17 protein-coding genes are annotated in these 21,987 nt (G+C 65.9%); 6 read left to right on the top strand and 11 right to left on the bottom strand.

Annotated features, from left to right (window positions below):
- The first annotated feature begins 53 nt into the window (after window positions 1-53).
- The 5 genes from gatC (at window position 54) to KR541_RS16190 (ending at window position 5,448) form a co-directional block, all read left to right on the top strand.
- On the top strand, window positions 54-353 hold the full coding sequence (gene gatC, locus KR541_RS16210; protein ID WP_006485929.1) for an Asp-tRNA(Asn)/Glu-tRNA(Gln) amidotransferase subunit GatC: 300 nt from the start codon (window positions 54-56) through the stop codon (window positions 351-353).
- A gap of 69 nt (window positions 354-422) precedes the next feature.
- Window positions 423-1,913: an Asp-tRNA(Asn)/Glu-tRNA(Gln) amidotransferase subunit GatA gene (gene gatA, locus KR541_RS16205; protein WP_011546474.1), complete on the top strand. Its 1,491-nt coding sequence runs from the start codon at window positions 423-425 to the stop codon at window positions 1,911-1,913.
- Window positions 1,914-1,915: 2 nt separating this feature from the next.
- On the top strand, window positions 1,916-3,388 hold the full coding sequence (gene gatB, locus KR541_RS16200; protein WP_124631141.1) for an Asp-tRNA(Asn)/Glu-tRNA(Gln) amidotransferase subunit GatB: 1,473 nt from the start codon (window positions 1,916-1,918) through the stop codon (window positions 3,386-3,388).
- Window positions 3,389-3,506: 118 nt separating this feature from the next.
- The gene (locus tag KR541_RS16195; protein WP_089488912.1) at window positions 3,507-4,346 is read left to right on the top strand and encodes a polyphosphate kinase 2 family protein; all 840 of its coding nucleotides are present in this window, start codon (window positions 3,507-3,509) and stop codon (window positions 4,344-4,346) included.
- A gap of 328 nt (window positions 4,347-4,674) precedes the next feature.
- A complete protein-coding gene (locus KR541_RS16190) occupies window positions 4,675-5,448 on the top strand; it encodes an exodeoxyribonuclease III (protein WP_050017918.1) in 774 nt (257 codons plus the stop codon).
- An 86-nt stretch (window positions 5,449-5,534) separates the two neighbouring features.
- Here the strand turns inward: KR541_RS16190 and KR541_RS16185 are convergent, their stop codons facing one another.
- Window positions 5,535-6,587: an NAD(P)-dependent alcohol dehydrogenase gene (locus tag KR541_RS16185; RefSeq protein WP_216089617.1), complete on the bottom strand. Its 1,053-nt coding sequence runs from the start codon at window positions 6,585-6,587 to the stop codon at window positions 5,535-5,537.
- Window positions 6,588-6,814: 227 nt separating this feature from the next.
- On the opposite strand from KR541_RS16185, the gene KR541_RS16180 reads away from it, so the two are divergent.
- Entirely contained in the window at window positions 6,815-7,759 is a 945-nt protein-coding gene (locus KR541_RS16180) for an AraC family transcriptional regulator (RefSeq protein WP_050017920.1), read from the top strand.
- A 21-nt stretch (window positions 7,760-7,780) separates the two neighbouring features.
- Here KR541_RS16180 and KR541_RS16175 read toward each other — a convergent pair whose 3' ends face one another.
- The 10 genes from KR541_RS16175 to KR541_RS16130 all read right to left on the bottom strand — a co-directional run bounded on the left by KR541_RS16175 (window position 7,781) and on the right by KR541_RS16130 (window position 21,819).
- Entirely contained in the window at window positions 7,781-8,827 is a 1,047-nt protein-coding gene (locus KR541_RS16175) for a M48 family metallopeptidase (RefSeq protein WP_089488911.1), read from the bottom strand.
- Window positions 8,817-10,238 carry an AmpG family muropeptide MFS transporter gene (locus tag KR541_RS16170; protein ID WP_050017922.1) on the bottom strand — a complete coding sequence of 474 codons (1,422 nt, stop codon included), beginning with the start codon at window positions 10,236-10,238 and terminating at the stop codon, window positions 8,817-8,819. Before KR541_RS16170 ends, KR541_RS16175 begins: the two co-directional genes overlap by 11 nt.
- A 119-nt stretch (window positions 10,239-10,357) precedes the next feature.
- A complete protein-coding gene (metW, locus tag KR541_RS16165) occupies window positions 10,358-10,966 on the bottom strand; it encodes a methionine biosynthesis protein MetW (RefSeq protein WP_006755281.1) in 609 nt (202 codons plus the stop codon).
- Entirely contained in the window at window positions 10,963-12,108 is a 1,146-nt protein-coding gene (metX, locus tag KR541_RS16160; protein WP_050017923.1) for a homoserine O-succinyltransferase MetX, read from the bottom strand. The genes metW and metX overlap by 4 nt, the downstream gene beginning before the upstream one ends.
- A 265-nt stretch (window positions 12,109-12,373) precedes the next feature.
- On the bottom strand, window positions 12,374-15,361 hold the full coding sequence (locus KR541_RS16155; protein WP_425542617.1) for an autotransporter family protein: 2,988 nt from the start codon (window positions 15,359-15,361) through the stop codon (window positions 12,374-12,376).
- 403 nt (window positions 15,362-15,764) lie between these two features.
- Window positions 15,765-16,307: a fimbrial protein gene (locus KR541_RS16150; RefSeq protein ID WP_050017925.1), complete on the bottom strand. Its 543-nt coding sequence runs from the start codon at window positions 16,305-16,307 to the stop codon at window positions 15,765-15,767.
- Between the two features lie 250 nt (window positions 16,308-16,557).
- Window positions 16,558-17,631: a fimbrial protein gene (locus KR541_RS16145; protein WP_216089616.1), complete on the bottom strand. Its 1,074-nt coding sequence runs from the start codon at window positions 17,629-17,631 to the stop codon at window positions 16,558-16,560.
- A 56-nt stretch (window positions 17,632-17,687) separates the two neighbouring features.
- Window positions 17,688-20,297, bottom strand: coding sequence for a fimbria/pilus outer membrane usher protein (locus KR541_RS16140; RefSeq protein ID WP_176016702.1), 2,610 nt, complete (start codon window positions 20,295-20,297; stop codon window positions 17,688-17,690).
- A 114-nt stretch (window positions 20,298-20,411) separates the two neighbouring features.
- On the bottom strand, window positions 20,412-21,347 hold the full coding sequence (locus KR541_RS16135) for a fimbrial biogenesis chaperone (RefSeq protein WP_235356319.1): 936 nt from the start codon (window positions 21,345-21,347) through the stop codon (window positions 20,412-20,414).
- Window positions 21,277-21,819 carry a fimbrial protein gene (locus KR541_RS16130; protein WP_050017928.1) on the bottom strand — a complete coding sequence of 181 codons (543 nt, stop codon included), beginning with the start codon at window positions 21,817-21,819 and terminating at the stop codon, window positions 21,277-21,279. Before KR541_RS16130 ends, KR541_RS16135 begins: the two co-directional genes overlap by 71 nt.
- Window positions 21,820-21,987: the final 168 nt, after the last annotated feature.

The following is a 21,987-nucleotide window of genomic DNA, read 5'->3' as shown; positions in this document are numbered from 1 at the left end:
CGCCGCAGTGCTGTCGTCGATGCACTGCGCAGCCTTGTTTTTCCGGTGATCGCATGGCCCTGACCCTGACCGATGTGAAACGCATCGCGCACCTGGCGCGACTCGAAATGGCCGACGCCGACGCCGAGCACATGCTCGGCCAGCTCAATGAATTCTTCGGCCTCGTCGAACAGATGCAGGCGGTCGACACCGCCGGCATCGCGCCGCTCGCCCACCCGATCGAACAGATCCAGGAAGTCGCGCAGCGCCTGCGCGACGACGCCGTGACGGAAGTCGTCGATCGCGACGACAACCAGCGTCCGGCGCCGGCCGTCCAGGACGGCCTCTATCTCGTGCCGAAGGTGATCGAGTAAGCATTCGATGACAAGCGCGCCGGCCGTCCAGCGCCGCGCGCCACCCAGAATTCCCAGGAAAACCACTCAATGCACGCAAAAAGCCTGACCGAACTGCGCGCCGCGCTCGCCGCCAAGGAATGCTCGGCCGTCGAGCTCGCGCAGCACTACCTGAAACGGATCGACGCCGCGCGCGACCTGAACGCGTTCGTCCACGTCGACGCCGACCTCACCCTCGCGCAGGCGAAAGCCGCCGACGCGGAACTCGCCCGCGGTGCGGGCGGCGCGCTGACCGGCCTGCCGATCGCGCACAAGGACGTGTTCGTCACGCGCGGCTGGCGCTCGACCGCCGGCTCGAAGATGCTCGCGAACTACGAGAGCCCGTTCGACGCGACCGTCGTCGCCCGCCTGCAGGCGGCCGGCATGGTCACGCTCGGCAAGACCAACATGGACGAGTTCGCGATGGGCTCGTCCAACGAGAATTCGGCGTTCGGCGCGGTGAAGAACCCGTGGGACACGAACGCGGTGCCAGGCGGCAGCTCGGGCGGCAGCTCGGCCGCCGTCGCCGCGCGCCTCGCGCCGGCCGCGACCGGCACCGACACCGGCGGCTCGATCCGCCAGCCCGCGTCGTTCGCGGGCGTGACGGGCATCAAGCCGACCTACGGCCGCGTGTCGCGCTACGGGATGATCGCGTTCGCGTCGTCGCTCGACCAGGGTGGCCCGATGGCGCAGAGCGCGTCCGATTGCGCGCTGCTGCTGAACGCGATGGCGGGCTTCGACGAGCGCGACTCGACGAGCCTCGAGCGCGACGACGAAGACTTCACGCGCCACCTCGGCCAGCCGTGGGCGGCCGGCAACGACGCGGGCAAGCCGCTCGCGGGCCTGCGCATCGGCTTGCCGAACGAGTATTTCGGCGCCGGCCTCGCCGACGACGTGCGCGCGACGATCGACGCGGCGCTCAAGCAATACGAAGCGCTCGGCGCGACGCTCGTGCCGGTGTCGCTGCCGAAGACGGAACTGTCGATCCCCGTGTACTACGTGATCGCGCCGGCGGAAGCGTCGTCGAACCTGTCGCGTTTCGATGGCGTGCGCTTCGGCCACCGCGCCGCGCAGTACGGCGACCTGCTCGACATGTACAAGAAGTCGCGCGCCGAAGGCTTCGGGCCCGAGGTGAAGCGCCGGATTCTGGTCGGCACGTACGTGCTGTCGCACGGCTACTACGACGCGTACTACCTGCAGGCGCAGAAGATCCGCCGCATCATCGCGAACGATTTCCAGGAAGCGTTCAAGTCCTGCGACGTGATCATGGGCCCGGCGTCGCCGACGGTCGCATGGGATCTCGGCGCGAAGGGCGACGATCCGGTGCAGATGTATCTCGCCGATATCTACACGCTGTCGGTGAGCCTCGCGGGCCTGCCCGGCATGAGCGTGCCGTGCGGCTTCGGCGCGGGCGCGAATGCGAAGCGTCCGGTCGGCCTGCAGATCATCGGCAACTATTTCAACGAAGCCCGGATGCTGCAGGTCGCGGATGCGTTCCAGCGCGCGACCGACTGGCACAAGCAAGTTCCGGCGGGGGTGTAAGCATGACTCAATGGGAAGTCGTTATCGGTCTCGAGACGCACGCGCAACTGTCGACCGTCTCGAAGATTTTCTCGGGCGCCTCGACGCAGTTCGGCGCGGAGCCGAACACGCAGGCGTGCCCGGTCGACCTGGCGCTGCCGGGCGTGCTGCCGGTGCTGAACCGCGGCGCGGTCGAGCGGGCGATCCGCTTCGGCCTCGCGATCGGCTCGACCATCGCGCCGCGCAGCATCTTCGCGCGCAAGAATTATTTCTACCCCGATCTGCCGAAGGGCTATCAGATCAGCCAGTACGAGATTCCGGTCGTGCAGGGCGGCACGCTGACGATCCACGTTCCGGCCAATGAGAAGGCCGGCAAGGCTGCATACGAGAAGACGATCAATCTGACTCGTGCGCACCTTGAGGAGGATGCAGGTAAGTCGCTGCACGAGGACTATGCAGGGATGACCGGGATCGACCTGAACCGCGCGGGCACGCCGCTGCTCGAGATCGTCACCGAGCCGGAAATGCGCAGCGCGGCCGAGGCTGTTGCCTATGCGAAGGCGCTGCATGCGCTCGTCGTGTGGCTCGGCATCTGCGACGGCAACATGCAGGAAGGCTCGTTCCGCTGCGATGCGAACGTGTCGGTGCGACCGGTCGGCCAGAAGGAATTTGGCACGCGCGCTGAAATCAAGAACCTGAACTCGTTCCGTTTCCTCGAAGAGGCGATCAACTACGAGGTGCAGCGTCAGATCGAACTGATCGAGGATGGCGGCGAAGTTGTGCAGGAGACGCGCCTCTACGATCCGGACAAGCGCGAGACGCGGTCGATGCGCAGCAAGGAAGACGCGCACGATTACCGCTACTTCCCGGACCCCGACCTGATGCCGCTCGTGATCGGCCAGGACTGGGTCGAGCGTGTGCAGTCGGGCATGCCCGAACTGCCGGCCGCGATGCAGCAGCGCTTCGTCGACGAGTACGGCGTGTCCGCGTACGACGCGGGCGTGCTGACGTCGAGCAAGGCGATGGCCGCGTACTTCGAATCGGTGGTCGCGAAGGCCGGCGCGGCGAATGCGAAGATCGTCGCGAACTGGCTGATGGGCGACGTGTCGTCGCAACTGAACCGCGACGGCATCGAGATCGACGCGATTCCGGTGTCGGCCGCGCAACTCGCGCTGTTGCTGCAGCGCATCGCCGACGGCACGATCTCGAACAAGATCGCGAAGGAAATCTTCGCGACGATCTGGGACGAGAAGGCGACCGACGAAGGTGCGGCCGACCGCATCATCGACGCGAAGGGCCTGAAGCAGATCTCCGACACCGGCGCGCTGGAAGCGATCATCGACGAAGTGCTCGCGGCGAACGCGAAATCGGTCGAGGAATTCCGCGCGGGCAAGGAAAAGGCGTTCAACGCGCTGATCGGCCAGGCGATGAAGGCGACCAAGGGCAAGGCCAATCCGCAGCAGGTCAACGAACTGCTGAAGAAGAAGCTCGGCTGAGCATGCGCGCGCGCCTGAACCGCGCTTGACGACGGGCCGCTCCGAACCAGTTCGGGGCGGCCCGTCGCGTTTGGTGGATGCGTTATCGTATGCGTCGCACCGTTCAACGGAGGAACGAATGGCGAAACAACCGTCGCTCGACGATTTCCGCGTGCCCTACAGCACGCGCGACAAGGAAGCCGCCGCATTCAAGCTCGACGCGTTCGACTCGGCCGCGAAGCCGTTTTCGTCCGGTTCGAAGGAGGCCGACCGCGAACGGCTGTCGGTCGTGTCGACCGAGCTCGACGTCCAGCAGGAGCGCCTGCACACGCAGCAGAAGAAGCGCGTGCTGCTCGTGCTGCAGGGGATGGACACGAGCGGCAAGGACGGCACCGTGCGCGCGGTGTTCCGCGAGGTCGATCCGCTCGGCCTGCGCATCGTGCCGTTCAAGGCGCCGACGCCGATCGAGGCCGCGCACGACTTCCTGTGGCGCGTGCATGCGCAGGTGCCGGCGGCGGGCGAACTCGCGATCTTCAACCGCAGCCACTACGAGGACGTGCTGGTGCCGCGCGTGCTCGGTGCGATCGACGACAAGGAATGCGAGCGCCGCTACCGGCAGATCCGCGATTTCGAGACGATGCTGTTCGAGAACGGCACGACCATCGTCAAGTGCTTCCTGCACATTTCGAAGGACGAGCAGCGCGCGCGGCTGCAGGCGCGTATCGACGATCCGACCAAGCACTGGAAATTCGACATCTCGGATCTCGACGCGCGCAAGCACTGGGACGCGTACCAGTCCGCGTACCGCGACGCGCTCGCCGCGACGTCGGCCGAGCATGCGCCGTGGTACGTGATCCCGGCGAATTCGAAGACGCACCGCAACGTGATGATCGCCGAGCTGCTGCTGCGCACGATGACCGACATGAAGCTGGAATTCCCGCCGCCGAAGCCCGAACTCGAAGGCGTGAAGATCCGTTAGGGCCTGTTCACGCTAATATCGGGCTTGCGAACGTGCCTTTCCGCCCGCAGGGCAAGGAGCGAGGAGGCGCAATAGCCGTCGCTATTGCAACGACGAACGACGCCACCATGCGGGCGGAAAGGCACGTTCCCCTGTTTGAAAAATGCATTCGTGGGGCTGGCCCCCAGAAGGGCCGATCGCCGCGTCATGCTCCTCGCGAATACGTCGAGTATTCGCTTCGTCGCAATCCTCGCGCTCGGCCCTTCTGGGGGCCAGCGCAAGCCCGATATTAGCGTGAACAGGCCCTAAGCTGCCCCCTGTAAAAACATCGAACTGAACGGAACCCGACATGATGCGAGTGATCACCGCCAACCTGAACGGCATCCGCTCCGCCGCGAAGAAGGGCTTCTTCGACTGGCTCGGCGAACAGAACGCCGATTGCGTGTGCGTGCAGGAAATCAAGGTGTCGGCCGACGACCTGCCGGCCGAATTCGTCGAGCCGCACGGCTTCAAGAGCTATTTCCACCACGCGGAGAAGAAGGGCTACAGCGGTGCGGGCGTGTACAGCCGCCGCGAGCCCGACGACGTGATCATCGGCTTCGGCAGCAGCGAATTCGATGCCGAAGGGCGCTACGTCGAGGCGCGCTACGGCAAGCTGTCGGTCGTGTCGGTGTACGTGCCGTCCGGCTCGAGCGGCGAAGAACGCCAGCAGGCCAAGTACCGCTTCATGGCCGAATTCATGCCGCACCTCGCCGCGCTGAAGAAGAAGCGCGAGGTGATTCTGTGCGGCGACGTGAACATCGTCCACAAGGAAATCGACATCAAGAACTGGAAGAGCAACCAGAAGAACTCCGGCTGCCTGCCGGAAGAGCGCGAGTGGCTCACGAGGCTGTTCGACGACGTCGGCTACGTCGACGTGTTCCGCACGCTCGATCAACGCCCCGAGCAGTACACGTGGTGGAGCAACCGCGGCCAGGCGTACGCGAAGAACGTCGGGTGGCGGATCGATTACCAGATCGCGACGCCGGGCGTGGCCGGCACCGCGAAAAGCACGTCGATCTTCAAGGACATCAAGTTCAGCGACCACGCGCCGCTGACGATCGACTATGACTACACGAAGTGACGGCCGGCGCTACGCGGTGCGCGTAGCCGCCGCATGCAAAACGGGCCGCATGTCGAACATGCGGCCCGTTTCGTTTGGGGCGCGGCTTACTGCTTGAGCGACGCCATATCCACGACGAACCGGTACTTCACGTCGCTCTTCAGCATCCGTTCGTAAGCGGCGTTGATTTGCTGCATCGGAATCGTCTCGATGTCCGACGTGATCCCGTGCTCCGCGCAGAAGTCGAGCATTTCCTGCGTTTCCGCGATCCCGCCGATCAGCGAGCCGGCGAGGCGGCGGCGCTTGAAGATCAGATTGAACACCTGCGGCGACGGATGATCGTGCTCCGGCGCGCCGACGAGCGTCATCGTGCCGTCGCGCTTCAGCAGGTGCAGGAACGGGTTCAGGTCGTGCTGCGCGGCGACCGTGTTCAGGATGAAGTCGAAGCTGTTCAGGTGCGCGTTCATCTGCGCTTCGTCCTTCGAGATCACCACTTCATGCGCGCCGAGCCGCTTGCCGTCCTCGATCTTCGACGGCGACGTCGTGAACAGCACGACGTGCGCGCCCATCGCGCGCGCCAGCTTCACGCCCATGTGGCCGAGGCCGCCAAGGCCGACGATGCCGACCTTCTTGCCGGGGCCGACGTTCCACTGCCGCAGCGGCGAGTAGGTCGTGATCCCCGCGCACAGGAGCGGCGCGGCGCCGGCCGGATCGAGCGTGTCCGGCACGCGCAGCACGAATGCTTCGTCGACGACGAGCTGCGTCGAGTAGCCGCCGTAAGTGATGTCGCCCGTCACGCGATCCTGGCCGTTGTAGGTGCCGACGAAGCCGTTTTCGCAATACTGCTCGAGGCCTTCTTCGCAGCTTGCGCAGGTGCGGCACGAATCGACGAGGCAGCCGACGCCGACCAGCTCGCCGACCTTGAAGCGCGACACCTGCGGGCCGGTCGCGGTCACGCGGCCGACGATTTCATGGCCCGGCACGACCGGGTAGATCGTGTTGCGCCATTCGTTGCGCGCCTGGTGAAGGTCCGAGTGGCAGACGCCGCAGTAGAGGACGTCGATCTGGACGTCGAGGTCGCGCAGCGCGCGACGCTGGAATTCGAACGGGGCGAGCGGCGACTGCACATCGGTCGCCGCGTAGGCATAGGTTGTGCTCATGCAATGGGCTCCTTGTCCGGAAAACGTCCGGTGAAACAGACTGCCGTCGCATCATGTGGCGATGCGGCGAGACAGGACGTCATCGTAAGGAGCGAGGCGCCGCGGCGAAATACACGAAGGTCTGGAAGATTTGCCTATTCCTCTCGAATTGCCCACGAACGGCCGTCAAAATGCGTTCAAGGTGCTACATTGCGAGCCAGATTCTCTTGCCGGACAGGGCCGTACCGATGAGCTTCCAACCCCTTTTGGCCGACGTGGGCGAGCGCCTGCAGCGCCGCATGATCGAGCTGCACACGCGCCTCGCGCCGAACGAGGGCGACACGCTCGCGGCGCTCGACGGCGTGCGCTTCATCCGCGTGACCCATCCGGCGCCGCGCATGCCGGTGCTGTACGAGCCGAGCATCATCGTCGTGTGCCAGGGGCGCAAGCTCGGCTATCTCGGCGACCGTTCGTTCGTCTACGACGCGCAGCAGTATCTGGTGCTGTCGGTGCCGCTGCCGTTCGAATGCGAGACGTTCGCGAGCATGGACGAGCCGTTTCTCGCGATCTCGATCCGCGTCGATCTCGCGGTGATCGCCGAGCTCGCGATCCTGCTCGACGAGACGCTCGGCGCGGCGGTCAGCGAGCCGCTCGGCGTCTATTCGACGCCGCTCGATGCGCCGCTGGCCGATGCGGTCGTGCGGCTGCTCGAAGCGCTCGCGTCGCCGCACGACACACGGGTGCTGGGGCCGGCGATCATGCGCGAGATCGCGTATCGCGTGCTGACCGGCGAGCAGGGCGACGCGATGCGAGCGGCGCTCGTGCAGCAGCATCATTTCGGCCGCATCGCGAAGGCGCTGCGGCGCATCCATGCGGAGTTGAAGGCCGATCTCGACGTCGAGACGCTCGCCCGCGAAGCCGGGATGAGCCTCGCGGTGTTCCACGCGCAGTTCAAGCACGTGACGGCGACGTCGCCGATGCAGTACGTGAAGACCGCGCGGCTGCACCAGGCGCGGCTGATGATGGTGCGCGACGGCGTGGGCGCTGGCGCGGCGGCCGCGCGGGTCGGCTATGCGAGCGCGTCGCAGTTCAGCCGCGAGTTCAAGCGGCTGTTCGGCCGCAGCCCCGGCGACGAAGTGCGCTGGATGCGCGACAGCGGGGTGCGGCCGGCCATGGCCGACGTGGACGCGTAGCGTCCGGCGCCGCGCGGCGGCTCAGCGCCGCACGATCTTGCGCCGCTGCGCGCTGATGCCCGCGTAGTCGGGCAGCGATTCGACGCGTTTGCCCGTCGCCTTCGCGTACAGCGGCATCAGGTCCGGCAGCCGGTTCAGCAGATCCTGGCGGCGCGCGGTGCTGTACGGGTGCGTGTAGATGAAGCCCGACGTCTTGTTCGCGCGCGTCGCGACCGCGAGTTTGTCCCACAGCGTGATCGCCGCGCGCGGATCGAAGCCCGCGCGTGCGGCGATGTCGCCGCCGATCACGTCGGCCTCGGTCTCGTCGGTCGGATCGTAGTGGAGCGACTGCAGGCGCTCGCCGAGGTTCAGCGCCTGCGGCAGCGGATCGCCGACGCCGAACAGCGGCGGCAGCGCGGCCGCGCGCAGCGACGTCTGCGAGGCCACGCTGAAGTTGCTGCGCGCGTGTTCGCGCAGCGCGTGCGCGATGCCGTGCGCGAGCAGCACGCCGAACTCGTCGTCGTTCAGGCGCACGCGGTCGAGCATGCCGCCGTACACGAGCACCTTGCCGCCCGGCAGGCAGGTGAGGCGGATATCGCGCGAGCGGATCACGTTCACGTCCCACGCCCAGCTTTTCACGCGGTCGTTCCACTTCACCGAATACGGCGCGAGCTTCGCGACGATCGCGCGCAGGCGCTTCACGCGCGGCTGGTTCGCGGGCAGCAGCCGGTTGCTGTCGGCGGCCGTCTGCACGATCTGCGCGTATTCGTTCGCGGTGAGCTGTTCGAGCAGCGGCGACGGGATCAGCGTGCGGAACGCGATCGCGTTGCCGTAGCGGACTTGCGTCGGCGTCGGCGTATAGGCCTTTGCCGGCACCGCGGCGCCGGTCGGCTGCGCGCCTTCGGCGGACGGCGGGACGGGCGCGGCAGAGGTGGCGGCGGGCGGCGCGGCTTGCGCGGCGGCCGGCGCGGAGCTTGCCGCGGCCGCGCCGGTGTCGGTCGCGTGCGCGAGCGTCGCGGCCAGCGCCGCGGCGCCGACGCTCAACGCCGCCGCCGCGTGTGCGAGCCGACGCGGGCGGTTACCGCGCACGGCTCGCCTCGCCGTTGCGCGCGGTGCCGTTCCACGGCGCGATCCTGAACAGCAGCAGCATGCCGGGGATGGCGAGCACGGTACACACGATGAAATAGTCGTACCAGCCGATCTTCGCGACGACGAAGCCGCTCGCGGCCGACGCGAGCGTGCGCGGCACCGACGCGAGGCTCGTGAACAGCGCGAACTGCGTGGCCGTGTAGCGCGGGTCGGTCGTGCTCGCGATATACGCGACGAACGCGGCCATCGTCAGGCCGGTCGTGAAGGTCTCGAAGCCGTAGACGATCGCGAGCGCGACCGTCATCGGGCTCAGCCTTGGCGTGATCTCGATACCGAACACCGACATGAACGACGCGAGCGCGTGGCTGGCCGCGACCGTGAAGTCGTACAGCACCGCGAGCACCGGCGAGCCCGGGCCGAGCTGCGCGAGCCACGCGAAGCCGAGCGTCGACACCATCTGCAGCGCGCCGAAGATCCACAGCCCGCGGCCGATGCCGATCTTCACGAGCCAGATGCCGCCGATGATGCCGCCCGCGACGCTCGCGACGAGCGCGGTGGTTTTCGCGACGATGCCGATCTCGGTGCGCGAGAAGCCGATGTCGAGGAAGAACGACGTCGACAGCGTGGTGGCCATCGTGTCGCCGATCTTGAACAGGAAGATGAATGCGATGACGAGCAGCGCGCCGGCCCAGCCGTCGCGCTGGATGAATTCGCGGAACGGCAGCACGATCGCGTCGCGCAGGTTGCGCGGTGGTGCGCCGACCACTTCGGGCTCGCGCACGACGAGCGTCATCAGGATGCCCGGCAGCATGAACGCGCCGGTGATCGCGAACACGGCGTCCCACGGCAGGTGGTCGGACAGGATCAGCGCCAGCGAACCGGGGATCAGCGCGGCGAGCTTGTACGCGTTGACGTGTACCGCGTTGCCGAGCCCCTGCTCGGTGTCGCGCAGCAGTTCGCGGCGGTACGCATCGATCACGATGTCGGCGCTCGCGCCGAAGAACGCGACGAGCGTCGTGAGCGCGGCGACCGTCCAGATCGAGTCGCGCGGCGACACGAAGCCGAGCGCGGCGATCGCACCCGCGACCAGTACCTGCGTGAGCAGCAGCCAGCCGCGCCGGCGGCCCGGCCGCCAGCCGGGTAGTCGCGGGACGTAGCGGTCCATCAGCGGCGCCCACAGGAACTTCCACGTATACGGGAACTGGATCAGCGCGAACAGGCCGATTTCCTTCAGGTTCACGCCCTCGGAGCGCAGCCATGCCTGCACGAGGTAGACGAGCGTGAAGAGGGGCAGACCCGACGTGAAGCCCAGGAACACGCAGATCAGCATGTGCGTGTTCAGATAGGCGCGCCAGCCGGGGTGATCCTCGTGAGCGGTGAGTGCGGGCGCCTCGTGTGGCGTTTTCGACATGGACTGGAACTGGGTAGCGTTGACTGATGGCGGCGGCAGCACAGGCGGCGGCGCGGGTCGCGCAGCGGCGCGGCCGCACGTGCGTGCGGGCCGTCGGCGTCCGTCAACGGCTCCCCGGCTCAGCTGCGCTTGACGCGGTAGACAGCAAGACTACCACGCCAGTTCGCTCCCCATCGAATCGGTTGGCCTTCGTGCAGCACCACGCGGTCGAGGATCGTCACACCGACTTCGGGCGCGAGCGCCTCGAAATCCTCGATCGTCAGCACCCGCACGTTGGGCGTGTTGTGCCACTGGTAAGGCAGCGACTTCGACACCGGCATCCGGCCGTTCAGCACCGACAGCCGGTGCGGCCAGTAGCCGAAGTTCGGGAACGACACGATGCACTCGCGGCCGACCCGCGCGGTTTCGCGCAGGATCGCAGCCGTCTGGTGAATCGTCTGCAACGTCTGCGACAGGATCGCGATGTCGAAGCTGTGGTCCTCGAACAGGCGCAGGCCGTCTTCGAGGTTCTGCTGGATCACGTTGATGCCGTTCTTCGCGCTGGCGAGCACGCCCGCGTCGTTCAGCTCGATCCCGTAGCCGGTCACGTCCAGTTCTTCCATCAGCAGCGCGAGCAGCGAGCCGTCGCCGCAACCGAGGTCGAGCACCGTCGAGCGCGGTTCGACCCAGCGCGCGATCGTGCGGAAGTCCGCGCGCGCGGACAGGGAATTCAGCGCTTGCTGGTTCATGCGCCCACCTCGTTGGCAATTCGTTCGTAATACGCGCGGAGCAGGTTGTGATAGCGCGCGTCGTCGAGCAGGAACGCGTCGTGGCCGTGCGGCGCATCGATTTCCGCGTAGCTGACCGTGCGCTTGTTGTCGAGCAGCGCCTTCACGATCTCGCGCGAGCGTGCCGGCGCGAAACGCCAGTCGGTCGAGAAGCTCGCGATCAGGTATTTCGCCTGCGTGTGCGCGAGCGCGGCCGTCAGGTTGCCGTCGAACGCCTTCGCCGGGTCGAAGTAGTCGAGCGCGCGCGTAATCAGCAGGTAGGTGTTCGCGTCGAAGTAGTCGGCGAACTTGTCGCCCTGGTAGCGCAGGTACGACTCGACCTCGAATTCGACGTCGAAGCTGAAGTTGTACGCGTCGAGCGCGCCGTCGGCGCGGCGCAGCGCGCGGCCGAATTTCTCGGCCATGTCGTCGTCGGACAGGTACGTGATGTGGCCGATCATCCGCGCGACGCGCAGGCCGCGCTTCGGCTTCACGCCGTGCGCGTAGTAGTCGCCGCCGTGGAAGTCGGGATCGGACAGGATCGCCGAGCGCGCGACCTCGTTGAACGCGATGTTCTGCGCGGACAGCTTCGGCGTCGACGCGATGTCGATGCAGTGCGCGACGCGCTCCGGATACATCAGGCTCCACGCGAGCGCCTGCATCCCGCCGAGGCTGCCGCCCATCACCGCGGCGAAGCGCTCGATGCCGAAGGCATCCGCGACGCGCGCCTGCGCGTGCACCCAGTCCTCGACGGTGACGACCGGGAAGCTCGCGCCATAGGGCTTGCCGGTCGACGGGTCGATGCTCATCGGGCCGGTCGAGCCGAAACACGAGCCGAGGTTGTTCACGCCGATCACGAAGAAGCGGTTGGTGTCGAGCGGCTTGCCGGGGCCGACCATGTTGTCCCACCAGCCGGTGCTGCGCGGATCGTCCGCGTAGATGCCGGCGACGTGGTGCGACGCGTTGAGCGCGTGGCAGACGAGCACCGCGTTCGAGCGCGCGGCGTTGAGTTCGCCGTACGTCTCGACGACGAGCTGATAGTTGCCGATCACGCTGCCGCTTTGCAAGCGCAGCGGTTCGGCGAAGTGCATGGTCTGTGGAGCGACGATGCCGATCGATTCCATTCGTTCCGCCTTATGACTGGGCGGCTAAATGGTGTCGGCGAGGCGCGGAGTCGGAGATGCGCGGCTGACGACCTCTTTAGCCGCATTTGTAGTGAACCGCCAGGGAACGACGCATCGACACATCAACGCCCCGGCCGGTTCGCGCGCCCGCAATCGAGTCAGCAAATCGGCGCGCTTCCGACTGCCGCCAAGCGGGCGGCAGTCGGAGGAGTATAGCGGAATTCCGCAGGGCGCGGATTTCACACCTCGCCGGCCGCCGACGACTTCACCAGCGGTACTTCGCCGAGAACTGTCCCTTTACCACCGAGTAGTCGGACAGATTGCCTTCCACGCCGATGCTCGCCGATATCGAGAATTGCCGGCTCAACTGCCCGGTTGCGCCGATCCGGACGGCAGCCCGGTCGCGCGGCACGCTGAACGAGAACGCATTGCGATCGAGCGTCAGCGAGCGCGAGCCGGGGCCGTGCCACCAGTTTGCCTCGATGAACGGCCGAAGTTCGCGTCCATGCGGCATCGCGGTGATGCCATGCACGCGCACGCCCAGGCGGGTGAGCACGTCGGTGGAGCCCTGGCCGTCGACGCGGCCGCCGGCCGTGCCGTGTGCATCCGCGCGATAGTCGGATACGACGAGCTGCGCTTCGGGCTCGACGAAGAATCGTGTGTCGCCCCGCTCGTAGAAGGGCAATGAATAGCCCGTTTCGACCGAGCCCGTGAGGGTGCGCGAACGGTACGAGTCGGCAGCGAGGCTGCCGCCGACGCTGTTCGCGTAGGCGCCATACATGAACCATGCGTCGACATAAGGGCCGGTCAGGATGTCACGGTTGCCGTACCACGTGCCATACAGGCCGACGTTGTAGCCGGAGACGCTGCCGCGCGCGGTGGCGTTCATCACGCGGTGCTCGATCGCATTCCACAGCGGACGCGTCGACCAGTTCGTCTGGCTGCCGTACATGCCCATCGCGCCGACGCGCACGCTGCCGCCGTGACCGTCTTCGAAGCGGAGCAGGTCGGCGCCGGCGTGAATCAACCGACCGTTGCCCGACACGCTGCGATTGCCGCCCGACATCGACGTCATCTGGCCTTCGGCGCGCAGCCATACCGCGCCGTCGAGCGGCCCTGTCGCGGCCGCGCCCGTGCGCAGTGACGCGTCTTCACGCTGATGCAGCGTATGGACGGCCATCATCGAGGCTGCATCGGCATTCGCCAGATACGCATCGGGCTCCGGTGCGGCGGCACGCGGCGGCGGAGTGATTTCCGGCACGATCGGCGGCTCGGGATCGACCGGGCCGGGCGGAACCGGGTCGACGGGGCCGGGTGGAACCGGCGGCTGAGGCTTCGCAGCGGACACGAGATACCAGTCTTCTTCCTGCCCGCCGTTGCCGCCGCGCTTGAGCATGTAGTCGTAGCCGCCCGCGGACAACGTGCCGAAGCCATTCCGGTAGCCGTCGGATCCCGCATCGAGGGTGAATGCCGACACGTCCGTCGTGCCGCCATTGCGGGTTTCGACGAGCGGGATGCCGATGGTCGTCGGCGCACCGTCGCCGCCCGAACGCTTGACGACGATACCGGTGTCGCCGGACGCTCGGCCGCCGTCGATCATGAGGCGGTCGGTGGGCGACGCGTCGTCCTGCAGCGTCGTATGGAGGACGAGCCGGCCGTTGCGGGCCGCATAGTCGCCCGTCACGACGAGCGTGCGCGGCGTCGGCATGCCGCGTGCCGCGGGCGCGGCGAACTCGATCGTCGAATCGTTCAGGGCGACGGAGCCGACCGTCGAATCGGCGGTGACGGTCCAGCGGCTGTTCGTGTCGAGCGACAGCGTGCGGACCACGTCGGTCGCGCCGGTCCACTCGGATGCATTGGCGAGCGCGACGTTCGTCACGGCATCGGTCGCACTGCCGTCGTCGGTCGGCAGGTTTACGATGTCGCCGTCGGCACGGGAGCCGGTGTCGAGCGTGAGGCGCACGGGTGCGCTTGACTCTGCATGGACCGACAGCAGTGTGCCGTTGCCGCCGATGGCGCGCGTGCCGTTCTTCAGCGCGATGGTCGCGTCGGACGCGTCGATCGCGCCGTGGCGTTCGCTGACCAGCGAACCGTCGTCGATCGTCAGCGTACCGCCGTAGACGGCCGCTGCGGGGGCGCCTTCGCCGGTCGCGCGCGCGCTGGTCCGCACCAGGTCGATTGTGCCGCCTGAACTCGAATAAAGCGCAACGGCTTGCTTGCCCTGCGTTTCGACGCTCGTATCGACGAGCGACGCGACGGAGTCCGCGCCGGCCGACATCACGCCGCGCGCGCGTTCGCCGCTCGTGGTGATGCCGCCGCGCGTCATCGAGATCTTGCCGCCGAGGCGGGCGATCACGCCGATTGCGCGGTCGCCGGTGGTGGTCACCAACGTATCGGTTGCATCGACGACAGGCGTATCGGTGTATTCCTTCGATGCATAAAGCCCGTGCGCGCTCTTGCCGTGCGTGATGACGCGCGTGCCCGCGAGTTCGACGCTGCCCTCGCGCGTGTCCACGCCGAGCGCGTAGTCGCCGGCGGTTTCGAGGTGCGAGTCGTTCAGTGCGACCGTGGAGGCGCTCGGCAGGTACAGCACCGACGCGTAGTCGCCGTCCGTGCGGATATCGGTGCGGGTCAGTGTCGCGCGGACACCGCCGTAACTGATGGACAGGCCGACGCCGAACAGGCCGCTGGTACGGACCAGCGTGTCGGCCACCTCGATGGTGCCGCCCGGCGCCAGGATCGCCGTGATGCCATGCGCTTCCTTGCCGCGTGTCACGATCACGCTGTCGGAGAGCGTGAGGCGCGCGTTGGTGCCGTCGACGGACGCGCCATGCGCGTAGTCGCCGTCGGTATCGATGGAAATGCGCTCCGCAGTCGCGTTGGCACCATTACGAAGATCGATGCCGGCGCTGGAGCCGCCGCGGGTCCGGATTTCCGTATCGCGCAGCACGACGCGCGACGCGCTGCCCCATGCGGCGGCGCCCGCCGCGCCGTTGCCGGTTGAAAAAACGCGGGTCCTGCCGCCGGTCGTCAGGATGCCGCCGTTGATCGCGGAAAGCACCGCTTTGCCGGCCTCGTGCGTCGAATATTCACCCGGCGCGACTTCGAGTTCAATGCCGTCGGCTTGCTGCGGGCCGCCGCCCGTGACTTGTGCGGTTGACGGCGACGACATCGCCGCGCCGGCGAGCAGGGCCGAATGTGCGACGTACAGGCGGACGCGCGCTCGGGACGAGAGGAAATAACTGCGGTTCACCAGATCACCTTTCTTGTCTTGAACAGGTGAAAAGTAGTTTTGTTGAGCAGGTTTGGATATTGGACGAGTTCGAATTTTCGGAGGAAACCGACGAACGGCACGGGGGACACGTGAGGCGGGAAGGTGCTTCGGTGCCCGTTGCCTGAATGATTGGAGGCGTGGGTGGTGTGTAGCGGGCCTGGAACTGCGCTGGCCAATTGCGTGCCGCCCGGCGTGAGCGTTGCCGGCCGGGTTGATGAGGGAATCCTGAAAGAGGCGAGAGGCAGTGACGACTGCTCGAACGACAATTCCGTCGGCACGCGGATCGATGGCGCGTTGGTCCGCCGAGGATGTCGGGGAAGGGGCGCGCGCCCCCGCGCCCTGGTACGAGCCGGCGCGCAGGACGCGCACCGGCGCTCGGACTTTACTGATACATGATCGAGTACATCACCGAGGTGTTCACCGTGCCTTGACCTGCTGCGCCGCCCGTCGCGACATACTGGGCGTAGTACGGCAGGTCTGCAGCGCCGTCCTTCAGCGCGACCGCCTTCGAATTTTCATCGGCCTTGCCGACGCCGATATTGGTCGTATCGCCGTTGAGCAGGCCGACTTCGACGTTCTTCGCGGTGCCCGATGCGTTGAGCAGCTGACCGGTGGTCGAGTTGACCGTCGTGCCTGCCTCGAAATGCGTGAAGACGTTGCCGGTGGCCGGCGAGCAGTTCTTCAGGCCGATCTTGAACGGCGTGCGGCCTGCCGTCGAGCCGCCGCTGGCGAGCGACGACGTCGACACCTTCGGCAGCGCGACCGTGAAGTCCTTGCCGCCCGTGCCGTTGCCGTCGATCGTGCAGGTCTGCGTACCGATCTTGCCGTTGATGGTGATCGTGCCGTCGGCGGCGTGCGAGACGGCCGGCATCATGGCTGCGGCTGCGACGGTGAGAGCAGCGATGCTGGAGAGAGCGAATTTCATATCAATTTCCTCAAGTACTGGTTGGAAAAAACGCGGACTCCGTCGTCGTGCCGCCTGCACGCCGGGATTGGCCGTGCGTGCGGCATGTCGAGTTCATCCGATAAGCACCTTCCGATGAAGTCCTGTCGGACTGCTAATCAGAAGCTTGTTTTGGTCACCGATCGGACGGTGACCGATGGAGCGCGCCTACCGCTTGAAATTGGGTTGCGGCCGGCGCACTGCCGAATTGCTTTGATCGAGTGCGACGCGTTCACTGATAGCTCAACGTGAACGTCGCGGCGCCCTTGACCGTCCCGCCGGATACGGCTCCGGTCGCGATGTATTGCGCGCTCAGCGGGATGCTGCTTACCGACCCTGACGATCCGACGTACCACTGGTTCGGGTTGCCGACCGCGCCCGAATCGGGACCGTAGCTGACGGGTTGGCCGTTCCTGAGAATCCGCAGCTTGACGCCCTTCGCCGTGGCGTCCGGCGTGAGCGTGAGGGCATTGCCCATGTTTCCCGGATTGGTCAGGTCCGTCAGCGTCACGTAGAGGCTCGTGCCGGACTTGCAGGACAGGCCGATGGCGAAGTTGCGATCGCCAGCTGTCATGCCGACCGCATTCAGCTTGCTGGCGGCGACCGGTGGCAGCGGGACGGTCTGGTTTTTCGTCAGGACGGTACAGCTTGCCGGCGTGAGCGTGATATTCCCGGTATCCCACCAATAGCTTCTCCAAATCGCCGCAGGTGCATTGGTATTCCTGTTGTGTATTCGTATCTCCGAGTCGAATTGACTAATTGAGATTAGTTTTCCATTGGGATAGTTGTAGATCATGTCGTCCACTTTGATCAGCTCTTTCTTGACCCTCACCACGCCTCGGACGGGCCCGGTCTCACCGAACGGTGGCGCCCACTGCTGAGCAGTAGAGGGGAGCATCATGACTTCACCCGTATCCAGGTTCGTCGTGCGAATGCCGATGTATAGATAGTGCTCCCAGCCGGTAAAAGTGCCGATGCTGTAGACACCCGGCATTTTGGTCGGCCAGAACCAATGCCCGTACTGGATCTCCCATCCGCCGGGCTTGCCGTGCAGGGGGGGATTGGTGTCACAGACGTACTCAAATTCCGTAGTGGCGGTTCCAAGTACGGCGCCATTCGGCAAATTGGGTGGAATGACGAGTTTCCCTCCATTACCGAAGGTGAAGTACCAGCTAGATACCTGGTTGGGCTTGTCGAACTTGCATGCTTGCGCATGCGCAGTGCCGAAACCGCATGTCACCGGTATCAACCAGACGATGAGCAGCCTGAGAAGATGAATGACGAATCTGCGTGGGGTGAACTTCATGAAACCTCACCGTAAAAAATTGTGTGTTCGAAGGAGTCGGCAGCATGTGGAACGGCTTACGGCCGGGCCTTGACCAGCGAGTAATCGCATTTCGCGTCCATCCGCGCGTATGCGGAATGTTTGCTCCGCTCCGTCGGCAAACTGTAGGAGAACGAACAGGCCTGATTGGCGCGGTCGCCCCATTTCGCGGTCAGCACACCCGAATCATTCAGGCCGCGCGTGAATACCGTGCCGCCCTGGCCCGCCATACCGATCGAATTGCCTTCCTCGTCGACCACCGCGCTGCCAAACGGAATGGGCGTGCCGTCCGGCTGATGAATCCCGAGCAGCACCGCGCGTCCGCTGATGGTGCCGAACTTGAGCTTCACCACCGAATTCGCGCGCGGTGCGACCTGCTGGCTCGTCGTCAGCATCTCCACGTCGAGCGGAATGCCCTTCGGGTCGAGCTCGATTGAGTTCATTTTGTACGGCGTCAGATACGGCAGCACCGCATAGCCGCGCCGGCCGATCCGAACGTCCGTGCCGTTGGTGATACGGGCGCCGACGGCGTCCTTGGCCTCGATGATCGCGACGGTATCGCCGAGATCGTTGGCCAGCGTGACACCGCCCGCATGACCGACGACGCCGCCCGATACGCCGACGGATACGCTCGAGTAGCCGCTGCCGCCGGTCGCGCTGCCCGAGAAAGTCGCGAACGGGCTGCGATACTGCACGTTGCCGCCGCCCGACGTCGTGCCGCCGCCGGTGGTGGTGTTCAAGCCGTAGGTGAGCGCGCCGGATTCGCCGAGCGTGCCGGTCAGCGACATCTGGCCGGTGGTGCCGCCCTGGTTGTCGTGCGCGATACTCGAGCTCAACGTCGGCGAGTACGAGCGCCGGCCGAGCGGGATGGTCACGTTCGCATAGACCTGATTGTTCAGGTTGCCCGAATAGCCGTCACGCTGCCTCGACACCGACAGGTTGTAGCTCACGTTGAGGCCGGCGATCCGCAGGCTGTTGTTGTAGCCGACCTGGAACTGCGTGGTCGTGCCTTGCCGATTCCAGTAGCTGGACGACGAGCCGATCGCGAACAGCGTGCCGCGCCCTTCGCCGAGCGTCTGGTTCAGCGTCAGTTGAACCTGGTTGCGCTGCCGGTACACGTCGCCCGGATCCCGGCCTGCCGCCGCTTGTTCCCGGGCATGCATCGCATCGCGCATGCCCCAGTATCCGCGCGATGAGTAACGGTACGCGGCGACCGCGACGTTGGTGCCCGTCGCTTCGACGGACTTGCTGTAGCTGACGCGCACGCTCTGGCCGCTCGTGGCCGACACGCCCGGGATGCGGGCGCTCGCCTGCGTGACATCGACCGCGAAAGCGCCGGCCGGCGTGTTGAACGCGGCACCGACCAGCCCGGCCAGATAGTTTTCCGCGACGATGGCCCCGACATAGCCGGTCAGCAGGTTGCTGATGCCGCGCTGATAGGTGGCCTGCGCAAAATTCGGGTGACGCTCGAGCAGCGGCTCGCGCAACTGGCCCACTGCGACACCGAAACGCGAGATGCCAGGGCGCAGCGACTGCACGACCGCCGCATATGGCACTGTGAAGCTGTGCTTCCTGCCGTCGGCCTCGGTGACCGTGACGAGCAGGTTGCCGCCGTAACCGGTCGGGTACAGGTCGTTGATCTCGAACGGGCCGGGCGCGACGTTGGTTTCGTACAGCAGCGCGCCGTTCTGCGACACTTCGACGTGCGCATTGCTCGTGGCGACGCCGCGGATCATCGGCGCATAGCCGCGCATCGAATCGGGCAGCATCCGGTCGTCCGATTCGAGCGTGGCGCCGCGCATGCCGACGCTCTCGAACAGCGTGCCGTCGGTATAGGTCTCACCGATCTTCAGCTGGCTGCGCCATGCGGGCAGGTCGCGCTGCAGGTAGGTATTGAGGCTCCGGTAGCGGCTCGGCCCTTGGGATTGCGCGCTGTAGGACCCGTTGTGGCGGAAATGCCAGTTGCCGAGATTGGCGCCCCCGTGCAACCCGAGATAGGCCTGCGTGCTGTCATAGCCGGACGACATGTTCCGGAACACGTTTGCGTCGTACTTGAGCGTCATGCTCGGCACGCCACTGTCCCACAGTTCCGGACTCACGTAACCGCGTGGATTGCGCAGCAGCGATGCCTGCGGAATGCTCACGTTCAGCCGCAACTCGGACAGGTCGAATTCAATCGTAGCGCCGGCCACCAGACTGGCGACGTCCGTGCACTCGCCGGCCTGCACGCGAGCCAGCTCGGCGCGCGCCGCATCGGTCAGCGTCTCGCTGTCGAGGCCGAGCCGGCTCACGACCGTGCGATCGAGGCACGGCGTCGCGCTGACCGCGCCTGCCGGTGCATCGAAGCGTACGGTCGAGCGGCCGGTCCACGTTTCGTTCACGTAGAGGTCGACCAGGTACTCGCCGGCCGGAACCGGGTTGCCTTTCGCGAAGCGATCGAGGTCGAGCCGCTGGCCGCGCGGTTTCATCATCAACGTGTCATTGAACTGAACCTGCGCGACATCGAAGTGCTCTGCCGGAGTGGTTGACGCGTCGGCGGCAAATGCACCGGCCGTCCAGCCGCCGAGCGTCGCCATGACGAGCAGATAGCCCGGCTTGAGGGCTAAACGCGGGGACTCCAGTGGTTGAATGTGATGATTCGCTCGCATGAATTCAATATGTTGATGCCGCATCGTCATAACGCGAGCGACGGTCTACCTGTGCCGGTGCGAGGGCCGCACCGCAGGTCAACGACGGGTTGAGTCAGAAACGGTCGGGCTGTGTCAGTGCGCCTTTTTCGGCGCGTAACGGCCTTCGATGGCGGCGCCGTAATCGTTGAGGAACGTATAGTCGACTTCGATCGGCGCGCCCAACGGTGACGGCACGTTGCCGACGTCGAATTGTTCGGTGGCGCCCGGCTTGACCATGCCGCCCTTGTCGTCGGTCCAGGTCGCGCCGCCGGACTTGACGACCAGCTTGGTGAATGTCACGTGGTAGGGCGTCGGATTCGTCGCTTGCAGCGCATAGCCGCCGCTGGACTTCGGCGCGAAATTCCAGGTGACCTTTTCCGCGGATTCGTCGGCGACGCCTTGCAGTGCCGCCGGGCGGAAGAACAGCTTGATGCGCGTGCGGAACGCGAGCTGCAGCATGTTCGGATCATTCGAATCGCCGGTCGCCTGAGGTGGGACGTCGAGCACGTTGAGCCAGTACAGCGTTTCCTTATTCTGCGCGAGCGGTTCCTGCGTATAGATCAGCCGCAGGCTCTGGCCTTTCTTCGGATCGAGACGGAACAACGGCGGCGTCAGCGTAAACGGTACCTTCGAGTCGTCGGGCAGTGCGTTCGCGTGGCCGTCGTCGATCCATGCCTGGACGAGCGAAGGCCGGTCGCCCTCGTTGGTCATCTTGACCGTGACCTCGCGCTCCTTTTCCGGATAGATCACACGCGTTCCGCCGATCACGACGCTTGCATCCGCGGTGGTCAGGCCGGACAGCGACGCGATCAGCATTGCTGCGCCCACGCTCAAACGCAAGTTCATTGGCATTCCCATCGCCGATTTCTCCTTATAGATGGACAGTTCACTGTTGGTCGGACGCGGCCCGTGCAGCACCACTGCATCGCGTGCCCGGGCCGCCGGTCGGCAGACCGCGTTACTGGTACGAGACCGAATACATGACCGACGTATTGACCGTGCCGGCCGTGGCCGCGCCGCCGGTTGCAACGTATTGCGCGTAGTAGTTGAGCTCCGCCGAGCCGCTTGCGATCGGCACCGTCTGCGAGTTCTGCTGCGCTTGTGCCGCGCCGAGCTTGATGTTCGAGCCGTCCTTGTTCAGGAGGCCGACCTCGACGTTCTTCGCGTCACCCGTCGCGTTGAACAGCTGACCCGTTTGCGCGTTGACCGTCGTGCCCGGCTCGAAGTACACCGATGCGTTGCCCGAATTCGGCGAGCAGTTCGACAGGTTGATGCGGAACGGCTTGCGGCCGGCCGTCGAGCCGGCCGCCGAGAGTGCCGAGGCCGACACGTTGGGCAGCGTGACGGTGAAATCCTTGCCGCCGCCGTCGCCCGAGATGTTGCAGGTCTGGGCGGTGATTTCGCCGGTGATCGTGATCGTGCCGTCAGCTGCCTGAGCCGACGAGGCCGCGGCGAGGAGACCTGCTGTCGCCATCAGAATGGAAAGTGCTTTTTTGGACATTTAAGTACCTGTTAGTAAGGGCCTCGCGTCGAAAGACGACGCACGGACGTTTCCATCGCGCTGTCGCGCATCGCTGCTGCGGGGCGGCAGCAGCTGCGGGAAACAGGTGCTATTGTTCCGAAGTAAGTCATTCGAAAGAATGGGACGATTTCTAAGTTGAGTGGCTTT

It is taken from the genome of Burkholderia sola, from assembly GCF_905400185.1.
GTDB lineage: Bacteria > Pseudomonadota > Gammaproteobacteria > Burkholderiales > Burkholderiaceae > Burkholderia > Burkholderia sola.
The sequence above is the reverse complement of the archived record's forward strand: the minus strand, read 5'-3'. Positions and strand labels throughout refer to the sequence as shown.